Here is a 13,590-nt window from a genome sequence, read left to right on the forward strand (position 1 = left end):
CGTCACGCTATCCGGGTTCCGGGCGGAAGGGCGCGTGCCGGCGTTCTCGTTCGAGACCAGGCGCCCGAGAGCAGGGCCGCCGCGATGAGCAGCTGCACCCCGAGTCCCACGAACCAGCTCGGCACGGTGGCGTCCCGGATCTCTTCGGGTGTGGGCCCGGGCCCGGGCTGCACGGCCGCGCAATCGTCGTATCCGGAGTCGAGGTCGGGCGCGAGCTGCGACCCCCGCACGCCCGTGGTGATCTGCCCGAACAGGTCGACGGGGTACCCCTGGCTGTCGTACTCCGCCGGGGTCGCGTCGGCGAGGATCACGAACGGGTTGGCGGCGAGCACCCACCACACCCGGTCGAAGCGGGGCACGGTATAGGTCGACTGCTCGGGCTCGCCGCACACCATGCGTTCCGGATCGTTCCAGCAGTCCGACGAGCCGTCGCGGCACTGGGGCGAACCATCGGTGTTGTACTGCATCCCCCGATAGGTCGTCGTCGCCTGGCTCGACAGTGCCGTACCGCCGAGGCCGAAGGCGATCAGGGTGCCGAAGACCAGGGCCGAGACGACGAGGTAGGTCGAGGCGACCGAGAACAGCGGGCGAGCGAGGATGCCGCTGAGCCCGACGCCGATCGCCGCGATGATGCCGATCTCGACGCCGAGGACGGCGAGGGAGATGAGCACCACCACCGGGTCGACTCCGCCGGCGAAGGTCGCGATGACGAGGAAGGGAGCCGCGACGGCGGCGAAGGCCAGCCCCGTGATCCACGCGGCGAGAACCTTGCCGAGCAGGATCTCGGAGGTGCGCGCGAGCGTCACCTGCACGGGCGCGAGCGTCGCGGCATCCCGGTCGCCGTTGAGCGAGTTCCCGCTCAGCGTCGGCGAGACGAGCACGACCAGCAGGAGGGTCACCACGACGATCGTCGAGTAGATGCCCGCCCCCCGCTGGTCGCCCGCCGAGACCATCCCGCCGAAGGACAGGAACGACAGCGCGGTCACGCCGACGAGCAGGACGGCGAAGATCCCCAGCAGCACGTACCACGACACGGTCCGCACGCGCTGGAGGAGTTCGAGGCGGGCGACGGCCCAGAGGCGAGCGGCGTTCACGAGCGTGCTCCGTCCGATGAGCCGAGATCGAGGAAGGTGTGTTCGAGCAGCCCGGTCGCGGCCGAGAACTCGGCGACCGCGACGCCCGCGGCCACGAGGGTGTTCAGTCCCCGGGCGGCGTCGTCCTCGGAGGCGAACGGGATGAGGATGTCGCGTCGGTCGACGGGCACGCGCGCAACATCGAGCCCGAGAGCATCGGCGACCTGCATCACCGCTGCCGTGGCGTCGCGGCCGGCGACGCGAACGCGCCAGGTGCGGCTGCGGCGCGCCGCCTCGGCGACGCGCTCCGCGCTGACGGTCGCGCCGTCGATGAGGAAGACCGCGTCGTCGACGACCTCCTCGAGCTCGGAGAGGATGTGGCTCGAGATCAGCACCGTCTTGCCTGCGGCCGCGAACCGGCGCAGCAGGCCGCGCAGGTCGATGCGCGCCTGCGGATCGAGACCCGACGCGGGTTCGTCGAGCAGGAGGACCGAGGGGTCGTGCACGAGCGCGCGGGCGAGGCCGAGACGCTGCTTCTGACCGCGCGAGAGCACGCGCGCGTGGGCGTCGGCCAGCTCGCGCAGTCCCACCTCGTCGAGCAGCTCCTCGGCGCGGCGCGCCGCGGCGGCACGATCGAGGTCGTAAAGGCGGGCGGTGATCGCGAGGGTCTCGCGCACCGTCAGCGACGGCCATGCTCCGAGCGCGTCGGGCATCCAGCCCAGCCGGGACCGCGCCGCCGCGGGATCGGCGACGGGGTCGATGTCGGCGATGCGGATGCTGCCGCCGTCGGGCGCCAGCAACGACGCGAGCATCAGGAGGAGCGTCGTCTTGCCCGCGCCATTGGGTCCGACGAGTCCGGTCACCGCCCCGACGGGGGCCTCGAGGGTCACGCCGCGCACGGCGTGCACACCTCCGAAGGAGCGGCGGACATCGACGGCGGTGATCCCGGCAGTGACCATGCCCGACACCCTAGGCGACGCCGGTGACGTCATCGAGCCGCGTCGCCTCGGCGCCGTCGGTCGGGGCTCGGCGCAGGGTCACCCTCGCCGTCGTGCCCCGGGGTGTGCCGGGCTCCAGCACCACCTCACCGCCGTGGGCGCCCGCGAGGCTGCGCGCCAACGAGAGCCCGAGGCCGAGGCCCTGATGAGCGCTACGGCGTGCGAACACGGTGCGGTAGAAGCGGTCGAACGCCTGACGCCGTTCGGCGGAGGTCATCCCGGGGCCCTCGTCCGAGACGGTGACACGGACGGTGTCGGCCACGGCGTCGATGTCGATCCGCACGGTCGCACCGTGCGGGGAGACCTGCCGGGCGTTGCGAAGCAGCTCCGCGATGATCGCCGCGAGATCGCCGGCGCCGATCATCGCCGCGCCCGGGTCTCCGACGACGTCGACTTCCACGTCGTCCCGCGCATCGTCCAGACCAGCGACGACGGCATCCACGACCCGTCGTACGTCCGAGCGGCCGGAGCGCGGGGCGACGTGCGCGCGACCGGTCGCGAGCATGAGCTCGACGGTGTGCTCCAGACGCTCCGCCGCGCGCTGGATCGTCTCCCACCGGTCCCGGTGCTCCGGCATCGCGCCGGCCAGAGCGAGCTCGGCATTGCCGAGGATGACGGTCAACGGCGTGCGCAGCTCATGACCGACCGTGTCCAGGAACCGGTCGCGCACGTCGATGGCCTCGACGAGCTCGGTGATGTCCTGCGCGACGGCCATGACGCCGATGGGCTCGCCGTCGAGGACGATCGGGCGGGCGACGAAGCGGAGGGCGGTCTGCTCGTCGGGCTCCCCCACCCAGACCCGGCGCGGCTCGGCGAGTCGGCCCGCGAGGATGTCGTCATACAGCTCGGGCCCGACCGAGACCGGGGTCGTGCGGTCCTCGCCGAACACCCGAGCCCGACGGTCCTGGCGCAGCGAGATCGAGATGCCGGCGCGTTGCGACAGCGCGAGGGCGGGGGCGTTGGCCAGGAGCACGGTGCCGTCGTCACCGAGGACGACGATCGCCTCCGGACTCGTGTCGAGCAGCTCACGGAGTGCGGCATCGGCCCGATGGGACGATTCCAGCGCGGCTGCGAGCCGATGGTGGGCCCGCTGCGCGAGTGAACGGTTGCGTTGGAGATCGGCCGCGACGAACCGGCTGCCGACGGCGAACATGCCCAGGAGCGCGGGCACGGTGATCAGCGACATCCAATCACCCGGTGTGGCGGGCACGGTCCGGGACGACGCGAGCGGCAGCAGGCCGGCGATGACGACGCCGGCCGCCGCGACCGGCGGCGGGAAGGCGAACGCGAGCCAGGCGATGGGGAAGATGACCAGCATGCCGGTGACGGGGAGCAGGTCGATGGCCGCACCGCGCACCGGCGCGCACGCGAGGATCGACACCAGCGGCACGACGCTGACCCACACGGTGCCGCGGGTCGGCTTGTGATGCCACACGAGCGCCATCGCGACGCACGCGGCGAGGATGACGCCCACCCCGCCGAGGTAAGCGGCCGAGAGGCGCGCAGGTGCGACGATGCCCACGGTGGCGGTGATCATCGTCACCGAGCCGCCCATGAGAAACTGCGCGTACGGCTGGATCTGGGGTCTGCTGAGCATCTCGCCTCGTCTGCGGACGTGCACCCGCCCGGTGACGATCACCCTCCCGAGGAGCACTCGCCCCTGTCAAGTCGGACGCCGACTCCGCATCGGAGTCGGTCAGCCGGCGAAGGCCCGCATGCCCAGATCGGGATGATCGACGAAGACCCCGTCGACGCCGGATGCCGCCAGCTCGGTCCACTCGGCCGCGTACTCGCCCCGCGCCGCCGGGCCGCCCGGGCCGCGGTGCCGTCGGACGAGGAAGGCGTTCTCGGGTCGCGCGGTCCAGGTGAACACGTCGAGACCGCGACCGTGGGCATCGGCGACCAGCTGCGCACCACCGGCGGCGCGGCGCTCGCCTCGCGGGGCGAGGATCATGCGCTTGTCGACGCTGATGCCGTCGAAGCGCCCGCGCAGCGACGCGAGCCCCTCCGGCGTCGCCCACTGCTCGTAGGTGCGAGCTCGCCGGCCGTCCCGGACGACGAGGTCGTACGGGGCGCCCTCGGCTTCGAGGAGGAAGACCCGCCGGCCCCCGACGCCGAGCGCCCCCAGGCGGTCGAGAACGGTCGGCTCGAACGACTCGAGCCACAGCGGATGCGCGCCGCCATCCCATCCCGCGTCACGCAGCTCGTCCGCGACGCGTCCGGCGACGTCGAATCCGGCCGCCTCGAGCACCGTCGCGTGCTTGACCTCCACGACGACGCCGATGGCGCGACCCGCGGCGGCGGCGTGGTCGTCGACCAGGGCGAAGAGGTCGCGCAGCCGCATGATCGGCTCGGTGCCGTCGTGGGCCGCGCTGTGCGGCCGCAGCTCCGGCAGGCGCTCGCGGCACCGCAGCTCCGACAGCTCATCCCAGGTGAAGTCCTCGGCGAACCATCCCGTCACCTCGGCGCCGTCGATCGCCCTGGTCGTGCGCCGGTCGGCGAAGCGGGCGTGATCGGCGACATCGGTGGTCGATCCGATCTCGTTCTCATGCCGGACGATGGCGACGCCGTCCCGACTGAAGACCACGTCGGGCTCCACCGCGTCGACACCGCTGTCGAGGGCCAGCAGGTAGGACGAGCGCGTGTGCTCCGGCCGGTAGCCGGGCGCACCGCGATGACCGATCACGAGGGGGCGGGACACGTCCTCAGCGTAGGGCGCCGCGCACGCGGATCCGAGGCGGATTCCGCTCAGGGCGATCGCGTTCATAGCCTGCTCACAGCGCCGAACGCTCCGGCGGGGAACCGGTTCCCCTAGGCTGGTTCAACGCAGCACGTACGCTGCGTCGACCCCTCGACTTGGAGTGTGAGAGCAGTGGCCCTCAATAACCCCGCATTCGAAAGCCCGGCCTTCAAGGAGCAGCGGCCGGGTCTGACGCCGCCGCCCGCCGGCACCCAGACCGCTGCGGCGCAGCACGCCGGCGTGAACGCCGCGACCCAGGCCCACCTCGAGGGCCTCTACGCCTCCCCCGCCGCCGGTGCCCAGGAGACCGACCGCATGACGGTCGAAGACACCGTCGCCAAGACGGTGGGCCTGTTCGCGATCCTCGTCGCGACGGCCGTCGCCGGTTGGATGTGGACCCTCGGCGGCGTCCTCGACCCGGCTGCGGCGCAGTCGATGTCGATGATGCCCGTGATCCTCGGCGGCCTTGTCGGCTTCGTCCTGGCCATGGTGGTCATCTTCACCTCGCGCAAGAAGATCCGACCCGCGCTGATCTTCGGTTACGCGGCGGCTGAAGGACTCTTCATCGGCGGCATCTCGGCGGTGTTCGAGTTCCAGTGGCCCGGCATCGTGATGCAGGCCACCCTCGGAACCCTCGCCGTCGTCGGCGTGACCCTGGCGCTGTTCGCCAGCGGCAAGATCCGCGCCTCGAAGCGCGCCACCAAGATCTTCCTCGTGGCGATGGTCGGCTACCTGGTGTTCTCGCTGATCAACGTGGGCCTGATGTTCTTCGGCGGCACCGACAGCGCCTTCGGCCTCCGCACCGACATCACCATCGCCGGCATCCCGCTCGGTGTCATCGTCGGCGTCTTCGTCGTCATCATGGCCGCCTACTCGCTCGTGCTCGACTTCGACCAGATCCAGCAGGGCGTCCGCAACGGCGCCCCCCGCCAGTTCGGCTGGATGGGCGCATTCGGCATCATGGTCACCGTCGTGTGGCTGTACGTCGAGATCCTGCGCATCCTCGCGATCCTTCGCGGCAACAACTGACGCAGCCTGCTCCGCACGAAGGCCGCCCGGTCCGCCGGGCGGCCTTCGTCGTCCCCGCCGACTCCGGGGCGTTAGGGTGCGACGGGAGGAACCATGAGACGCGGCTCTAACCTGCCGGCCGTCGGCACCTACAACCAGACGCTCGTGCTCGACCTGATTCGCCGGTCCCCCGACGGGATCAGCCGCATCGAGCTCGCGGAGCAGACAGGGCTGTCGGCGCAGACGCTGAGCAACGTGGCGCGCAGACTCGTCGCCGAGGGGTGGGTCCGAGAAGGCACGCCCGTCGCCTCCGGGCCGGGCAAGCCGCGCACCCCCCTGCGGCTGGACCCGACCGCCCGATGCGCGGTCGGCATCCATCTGGACCCCGCCGTCGACACGATCGTGGTGGTCGACCTGCTCGGAGACGTCGTCGGGAACATCGAGCGCGAGCCGCGGCAGAGCGGGAGCCCGAGCGAGATCGTGGCCGACCTCGCCGACGCCGTCGAGGCCCTCCTGGCCGAGGCGGGACGCACCCGCGCGTCGGTGCTCGGGATCGGGGTGGCCGCTCCCGGCCCCCTCGATGCCGAGCGGGGCGTTCTGTACGAACCCCCGCTGCTGCCCGCGGCCTGGCACGGCCTCGCGCTGGGGCGCCTCCTGCACGAGGCGACGGGCCTGGCCACGACCGTCGAGAAGGACGTCGTGGCGGCGATGGTGGGCGAGCTCTGGCGCGACACCGCGCAAGAGCTGCAGGACTCGATCGTCGTCTATTACGGCGCCGGGGTGGGCGCCGGTCTCGCCGTCGACGGCACCCCGATCCGCGGACGCACCGGCAACGCGGGTGACGTCGCGCATCTCGTCGTCGAACCCGGCGGTCCGCCCTGCGGCTGCGGCCAGCACGGCTGCCTCGGGGTAGCGATCTCACCGGAGCGGCTGCTCGTCGACGGGGGCATCACCGCGCCCGGGGCGCCGGTGGCCGCTCCGTCCCTCCGCGCGCACCTCCGCGAGCTGGCCGCGCAGGCGGTCTCGGGCGACGGCCGTGCGCGTGCCGCGGTGGAGCACGCCGGCGCGAATCTCGCGCGCGCCGTCGTCCAGATCAACAACCTGCTCGATGCGGATGTGGTCGTCGTCGGAGGCCCGCTGTGGGCGCTGCTGGCGCCGACGGCCGGTCCCGCTCTCGCGCGCGCCGTGGCTGCGAGCACCGAGACGGCGACGGTGCGCGGCATCCGCGTACTGGGGAGCCGTCTCGCCACCGATGCCGCCGCCGTCGGCGCCGCGTGTCTCGTGCTCGATGCGGCCATGACGGCGCGCCCCGCCGACCTCATGATCGCGAACGTCCCGGGCTGACCCGGAGACGAGACCGCCCCGGCGACTCTTGCCGTTTTATTCCATTTGGTTTATAAAAGACCTGCGCACGCACCTGCGCACCCGTCCAAGCAAAGGAGCTTCGACCATGAAGAGATCCACCGCGACCCTGGCGGTCATCGGGATCACCGCGTTCTCCCTCGTCCTCACCGGCTGCGGCGCCGGGGCGGGCGATGAAGCCGCGGGCGACACGATCCGCGTCGCCTACCAGAAGACCACGTCCTTCACGGCGATGGACACCCTCGTGAAGAAGGCCAAGGAGGAGTACGAAGCGGCGAACGACGGCATGACGGTCGAGCTCGTCCCGATCGAGGCCGAGCAGGACCAGTACTTCACGAAGCTCGCTCTGATGAACGGGTCGAAGGACACCGCGCCCGATGTCATCTACGAGGACACCTTCCAGATCCGATCGGATGCCGCTGCGGGATACCTTCAGCCCATCGACGACTATCTCGCCGACTGGGACGAGTGGGAGCAGTACGACGAGGGCGCCCGTCAGGCCGGCCTCGGCGACGACGGCAAGACCTACGGCGTTTCGCTGGGCACCGACACCCGCGGCATCTACATCAACAAGGAGATCTTCGCCGCCGCCGGCCTCCCGGACGACTGGGCGCCCACGAGCTGGGAGGACATCCTCGACGCCGCCCGCACGGTGAAGGAGAGCAACCCCGACGTCATCCCGCTGAACCTGTACGCCTCGCAGGCGCTCGGCGAGGCCACATCGATGCAGGGCTTCGAGATGCTCCTGTACGGCACCGAGGACGAGCTGCTCGACACCGACTCGAACAAGTGGATCACCGGATCGCAGGGCTTCCTCGACGCGCTCGAGTTCTACAAGACGCTCGCCGACGAGAAGCTCGGGCCCGACCCCGCCCAGGCCCTCGACGCCGGCTGGGGCACGAAGGTGAGCACCGAGCTCATCCCCCAGGGCGGCCTCGCCATCGCGATCGACGGATCGTGGCTGCCGAGCCAATGGATAGAGGGCGAGAACGCCTGGCCGGAGTGGCAGGACACGATGGCGTTCGCCGCGATGCCGACGCAGGACGGCGGTGGCGACGGCTTCACGTCGATGTCGGGCGGCTGGACCCTCGCCATGGGCGCGAACGCGACCAACCCCGACGCCGCGTTCGACTTCATGGCCCAGGCCCTGACGTTCGAGAACGCGCTGTCGTACCACCAGGAGGCGGGTCAGATCGCCGTGCGCACGGACGTCGCCGAGAGTCAGGAGTACCTCGACTACAACCCGTCGTTCGAGTTCTTCTCCTCGCTCGTGCCGTTCACGCACTTCCGCCCCGCGACCCCGGACTACTCGCAGATCTCGTCGAACATCCCGGTGGCGACCGAGTCGGTCTTCACCGGCCAGGCCACCCCTGCCGACGCTCAGGCCGCGTACGACACCGCACTCGTCGGCATCGTCGGCGAGGAGAACACCCAGGCCGAGTGAGCTCACGATGACCGCCACCGCCACGCTCGTCACCGGCGGTCGGCACCGCCCGGGCCGGGGGTCCACCCCTCGGCCCGGGCGGTCCACCGCCGCCCGGGCCGCCTTCCGACTGCTGCCTCTCCTTCCCGCCACGCTCCTTCTGCTTGCGTTCATGCTGGGCCCGATCGTCTACGCCCTCTACGGGTCGCTGACCGATCGGGCGATGACCGGGCCTCGCGCCGCCGACCCGCAGTTCATCGGCCTCGACAACTACGCCGCCCTGTTCGGCTCCTCGGAATTCTGGCTGTCGCTCGGGCTCACCGTCGTCTTCGTCCTCGCATCGGCGGTCGTGGGCCAGAACGTCCTCGGAATGCTGCTCGCGGTGCTCATCCGCTCCGCCGTCAAGCCCCTGAAGTCGATCGTCGGCGGACTGGTCGTCCTGGCCTGGGTGCTGCCCGAGATCGTGGCCGCCTTCGCGCTGTACGCGTTCTTTCAGACGGACGGCACGATGAACACGTTCCTCGGGTGGTTCGGTCTCGAGGGGACGAGCTGGCTGTACTACTTCCCGATGCTCGCGGTGATCCTCGCGAACATCTGGCGCGGCACGGCCTTCTCGATGATGGTCTACAACGCCGCGCTGTCCGAGGTACCGCCCGAGCTCACCGAAGCCGCGACGATCGACGGGGCGAACGCATGGCAGCGGTTCATCCGGGTGACGATCCCCGTCATCCGCCGCTCCATCTCCACCAATCTGCTGCTGACGACTCTGCAGACCCTCGGAGTGTTCACCCTGATCTGGGTGATGACCGGCGGCGGACCGGGCACGCAGTCCTCAACGCTCCCGGTGCTGGCGTTCCAGGAGGCGTTCAAGTTCGCGCAGGTCGGGTACGGGACGGCCATCGCCGTCGTCACACTGCTGATCGGTGCCGTCTTCTCCGCGGTGTACATCCGCATCCTCAAGCCGGAGGTCGACTGACATGGCCGCGATCGTCTCGGTCGCCGCGCCGCGCAAGCGCGGGCAGACCGTCCTGTCCTCCCTGATCCTCGCCGGAATCGGCGTGCTGTTCCTCGTCCCCCTGCTGTGGATCGCATTCGCCTCGTTCGACGGCGAGGCGACCGTCACGATGAAGGTCCCCGAGACGTGGACGCTCGACAACTACACCCAGGTGATGACCTGGGAGCTGACATGGCAACCGCTCCTGAACTCCATCCTCATCTCGTTCGGCACCGCGGTCATCACCGTGCTGGTCGGCATCCTGGCGGCGTACCCGCTGTCGCGGTACACGATGCGGTTCCAGAAGACGTTCATGTACGGCATCCTCTTCGGCACGGGGCTGCCGATCACCGCGATGATGGTGCCGGTCTACGCCCTCTTCGTCTCCTTCGGTCTGCTCGACTCGGTGTGGGGCGTCGTCGTCTTCATGGCGGCGACCTCGCTGCCGATGGCGATCTGGATGCTGAAGAACTTCATGGACTCGGTGCCCATCTCGCTCGAAGAGGCGGCATGGGTGGACGGCGCCAGCTCGATGCAGGCGCTCGCGCGGATCGTCATCCCCCTCATGCGCTCGGGGGTCGGCGTCGTCTTCATCTTCGTGTTCACCACCGCGTGGGGGAACTTCTTCGTCCCCTTCGTGCTCCTGTTCACCTCGTCGAAGTTCCCGGCCGCGGTGTCGATCTTCAACTTCTTCGGCCAGTACGGCTCCATCGCCTACGGGCAGCTCGCCGCCTATTCGGTGCTCTACGCGGCGCCGATGGTGGTGCTGTACGTGCTCGTCCAGCGGTTCTCCGGCGGCGCGTTCGCCCTCGCCGGGTCCGTCAAGGGCTGACCTCCGCTCGATCTCGAAAGGCTCCTCCATGCACGACCGCTCCGCACTCGCTCTGCTGCGCATCGACCGATTCATCCGCGAACGACTCGCGCCGGCCGTCCATCCCGACTCCCGGCCGTTGACCGTGACCCACTGGGAGGCGCCGGGGGAACCCGTGCCCTTCGCCGATGCGGCGAGCGGCGACTACCGTCCGATCACGGCCGGTGACGCCTGGGGGCGCCCCTGGGGCACGACCTGGTTCCGCGTGACGGGCGAGGCGCCACGGGCGTGGGTGGAGGTCGCCGCCACGGAGCGGGCACGACTGGAAGTGGTGGTCGACCTGGGCTTCACCATCGGCCAGCCCGGGTTCCAATGCGAGGCGATGGTATGGTCCGCCGACGGCCGCCCGCTCCGGGGCATCGCGCCTCTGAACAACGCGGTCGCCGAGGCGGTCGCCGGCGACGGATCCGTCGACGTGTTCATCGAAGGAGCATCGAACCCCGACGTCGGGAGCCTCTTCACCTTCGAGCCGACGCCCGTCGGAGACCGCGAGACCGCAGGCGACGCCCCCGGTTACGTGCTGCGCACCGTGGACGTCCGGCTGCGCGACCTCGAGGTCACGTCGCTGCTGGCCGACACGGCCGCGCTGCGCGGGCTCGCCGGACAGCTCGATGCCGGCTCCCCCCGGCGAGCCGACATTCTGCTCGCCCTCGAGCGGATGATCGACATCGTCGACCCCGACGACGTCGCGGGCACGGCGGCCTCGGGGCGGTCGGCTCTGGCAGACGTGCTGGCCAAGCCGGCGGCAGCCAGCGCCCACACCCTGCACGCGGTCGGACACGCCCACATCGACTCCGCCTGGCTCTGGCCGGTGCGCGAGACGGTCCGGAAGGTCGCCCGCACGTTCTCGAACGTCCTGTCGCTCATGGACGAGGACCCCGAGTTCGTCTTCGCCGCATCATCGGCTCAGCAGTACGCGTGGGTCAAGGAGTACTACCCCGACCTGTTCGAGCGCATCCGCGCCCGCGTCGCGGAAGGTCGCTTCGTCCCCGTGGGCAGCATGTGGGTCGAGTCCGACACCAATCTTCCCGGCGGTGAAGCGCTGGCGCGGCAGTTCGTCGCGGGCAAAGGATTCTTCCAGCGCGAGTTCGACCTCGACACCCCCGAGGTGTGGCTGCCCGATTCGTTCGGTTACACCGGCGCCCTCCCGCAGATCGCACGCGCCGCCGGGGCGCGCTGGTTCCTCACCCAGAAGACCTCGTGGAACGAGACGAACCGGATGCCGCACCACACGTTCCGGTGGGAGGGTATCGACGGCACCCGCCTGTTCACGCACTTCCCGCCCGTCGACACCTACAACTCCGTCGTGTCGGCCGCCGAGCTCGCGCACGCCGAGCGCAACTACGCCGACAAGGGACGCGGCACCGTGTCACTGCTTCCCTACGGGTTCGGCGACGGCGGCGGCGGTCCCACGCGCGAGATGACCGCGGCCATCGCCCGCGCGTCCTCGCTCGAGGGCTCGCCGCGCGTCGAGCACTCCTCGCCGCGCCGCTTCTTCGAGACCGCCGAGGCGGAGTATCCCGATCCCGAGGTGTGGGTGGGCGAGCTCTACCTCGAATTCCACCGCGGCACGTACACGAGCCAGCTCGCGACCAAGCAGGGCAACCGCCGCAGCGAGCACCTCCTCCGCGAGGCCGAGCTGTGGGCCGCCACCGCCGCCGTCCGCGTCGGGGCGGAGTATCCGGCCGAGCGGCTGCGGCGCGCGTGGGAGACCGTGTTGCTGCAGCAGTTCCACGACATCCTCCCCGGATCCTCGATCGCGTGGGTCTACCGCGACGCCGAGCGCAACTACGCGGCGATCGCACGCGAGCTCGAGGAGGTCATCGCGGACGCCCTGTCGGCGCTCGCCGGAGCGCCGGGCACGGACGACGGGGACGAGCGGGTTCTGCGGGTGAACGCCGCACCGCACGCGCGCGACGGCGTCCCCGCACTCGGCGCGGACGCCGGGTCGCCGGCGGCGTCCGAGACCCGGCCCGAGGAGGACGCCGACGGGTGGGTGCTCGACAACGGCGTCATCCGAGTCGTCGTCGACGCCCGTGGGCTCATCACCTCGGCTCGCGACCTGCGTACGGGACGCGAGAGCGTGCCCCCGGGCGGTGCCTCGGCGCTGCTGCAGCTCCACCGCGACACCCCGACGCAATGGGACGCGTGGGACGTCGACGTCCACTACCGCAACACCGTGACCGATCTCACCGAGGTCGACCGTGTGAGCGCGACGGAGAGCGCCATCGTCGTCGAGCGCTCGTTCGGGTCGTCCCGCGTCGTGCAGCGCATCGCGCTGGCCTCAGGCTCGCGCACCGTGACGGTGGAGCTCGACCTCGATTGGCACGAGTCGCAGAAGCTGCTCAAGCTGGCCTTCCCCGTCGACGTGCACACCGACTCGGCGACATCCGAGGTGCAGTTCGGCCATATCGAGCGAGCCACCCACACCAACACCTCGTGGGATGCCGCACGTTTCGAGACCGTCGCGCAACGCTGGGTACGCGTGGCCGAGCCCGGCTTCGGGGTGGCCGTCGTCAACGACTCGACCTATGGGCACGACATCACGCGCGCCGAGCGCTCCGTCGGCGGGGGCACGGTCTCGATCGTCCGGCTCTCACTCATCCGCTCGGCGCTCTTCCCCGACCCCGAGCAGGATCAGGGCTCGTACCGGCTGCGGGTCGGTCTCGTCGTGGGCGCGGAGGTGGCCGACGCGGTCGCCGAGGGATACCGCATCAATCTTCCCGAACGCACGGTGACCGGATCGACCAGCACGATCGAGCCGCTGATCGGGATCGCCGATCCCGGCGTCGTGATCGAAGCGGTCAAGCTCGCGGAGGACGGCTCGGGGGACGTAGTGGTGCGTCTGTACGAAGCGCTCGGCCATCGCACCGCCACGCGGCTGCGGGCTTCGTTCCGGTCGGGAGGGGCGACGCAGACCGATCTGCTGGAGCGCGAGGTCGAGGCATCTGCGCTGTCGTCGTTCACCATCGGCGACGACGGGATCGATGCGGAACTCTCGCTGCGACCGTTCGAGATCGTCACCCTCCGCTTCTCGCGTTGACGCCCCGGGCGCGGGGTTATTCCCGGCGCGTCCGGTGGAGTCACCACATCATGTAGTGCCTGAATCGATTCCGCGCCC

10 protein-coding genes are annotated in these 13,590 nt (G+C 70.6%); 6 read left to right on the top strand and 4 right to left on the bottom strand.

Annotated elements, in window-relative coordinates:
- Positions 1 to 2: 2 nt before the first annotated feature.
- The 4 genes from HW566_RS06125 to HW566_RS06140 all read right to left on the bottom strand — a co-directional run bounded on the left by HW566_RS06125 (position 3) and on the right by HW566_RS06140 (position 4,772).
- Complete coding sequence (locus HW566_RS06125) at positions 3 to 1,094, bottom strand: ABC transporter permease (RefSeq protein ID WP_178011294.1); 1,092 nt, start codon at positions 1,092 to 1,094, stop codon at positions 3 to 5.
- Positions 1,091 to 2,032, bottom strand: a complete 942-nt coding sequence (locus HW566_RS06130; RefSeq protein WP_178011295.1) for an ABC transporter ATP-binding protein — start codon at positions 2,030 to 2,032, stop codon at positions 1,091 to 1,093. Before HW566_RS06130 ends, HW566_RS06125 begins: the two co-directional genes overlap by 4 nt.
- Positions 2,033 to 2,042: 10 nt before the next feature.
- Entirely contained in the window at positions 2,043 to 3,668 is a 1,626-nt protein-coding gene (locus HW566_RS06135; protein ID WP_178011296.1) for a PAS domain-containing sensor histidine kinase, read from the bottom strand.
- 99 nt (positions 3,669 to 3,767) lie between these two features.
- Positions 3,768 to 4,772, bottom strand: coding sequence for a glycerophosphodiester phosphodiesterase family protein (locus tag HW566_RS06140; protein ID WP_256728891.1), 1,005 nt, complete (start codon positions 4,770 to 4,772; stop codon positions 3,768 to 3,770).
- A 171-nt stretch (positions 4,773 to 4,943) separates the two neighbouring features.
- Between HW566_RS06140 and HW566_RS06145 the strand changes: the two genes are divergently transcribed.
- The 6 genes from HW566_RS06145 to HW566_RS06170 all read left to right on the top strand — a co-directional run bounded on the left by HW566_RS06145 (position 4,944) and on the right by HW566_RS06170 (position 13,512).
- The gene (locus HW566_RS06145) at positions 4,944 to 5,840 is read left to right on the top strand and encodes a Bax inhibitor-1/YccA family protein (RefSeq protein ID WP_178011298.1); all 897 of its coding nucleotides are present in this window, start codon (positions 4,944 to 4,946) and stop codon (positions 5,838 to 5,840) included.
- A gap of 93 nt (positions 5,841 to 5,933) precedes the next feature.
- Positions 5,934 to 7,163, top strand: a complete 1,230-nt coding sequence (locus tag HW566_RS06150; protein ID WP_178011299.1) for an ROK family transcriptional regulator — start codon at positions 5,934 to 5,936, stop codon at positions 7,161 to 7,163.
- Between the two features lie 106 nt (positions 7,164 to 7,269).
- Positions 7,270 to 8,625, top strand: coding sequence for an extracellular solute-binding protein (locus HW566_RS06155; protein ID WP_178011300.1), 1,356 nt, complete (start codon positions 7,270 to 7,272; stop codon positions 8,623 to 8,625).
- Positions 8,626 to 8,632: 7 nt separating this feature from the next.
- The gene (locus HW566_RS06160) at positions 8,633 to 9,580 is read left to right on the top strand and encodes a carbohydrate ABC transporter permease (protein ID WP_178011301.1); all 948 of its coding nucleotides are present in this window, start codon (positions 8,633 to 8,635) and stop codon (positions 9,578 to 9,580) included.
- Position 9,581: 1 nt separating this feature from the next.
- A complete protein-coding gene (locus HW566_RS06165; protein ID WP_178011302.1) occupies positions 9,582 to 10,430 on the top strand; it encodes a carbohydrate ABC transporter permease in 849 nt (282 codons plus the stop codon).
- A 28-nt stretch (positions 10,431 to 10,458) separates the two neighbouring features.
- Positions 10,459 to 13,512 carry an alpha-mannosidase gene (locus HW566_RS06170; protein ID WP_178011304.1) on the top strand — a complete coding sequence of 1,018 codons (3,054 nt, stop codon included), beginning with the start codon at positions 10,459 to 10,461 and terminating at the stop codon, positions 13,510 to 13,512.
- Positions 13,513 to 13,590 lie beyond the last annotated feature (78 nt).

Source organism: Microbacterium oleivorans (genome assembly GCF_013389665.1).
GTDB classification, from domain to species: domain Bacteria; phylum Actinomycetota; class Actinomycetes; order Actinomycetales; family Microbacteriaceae; genus Microbacterium; species Microbacterium oleivorans_C.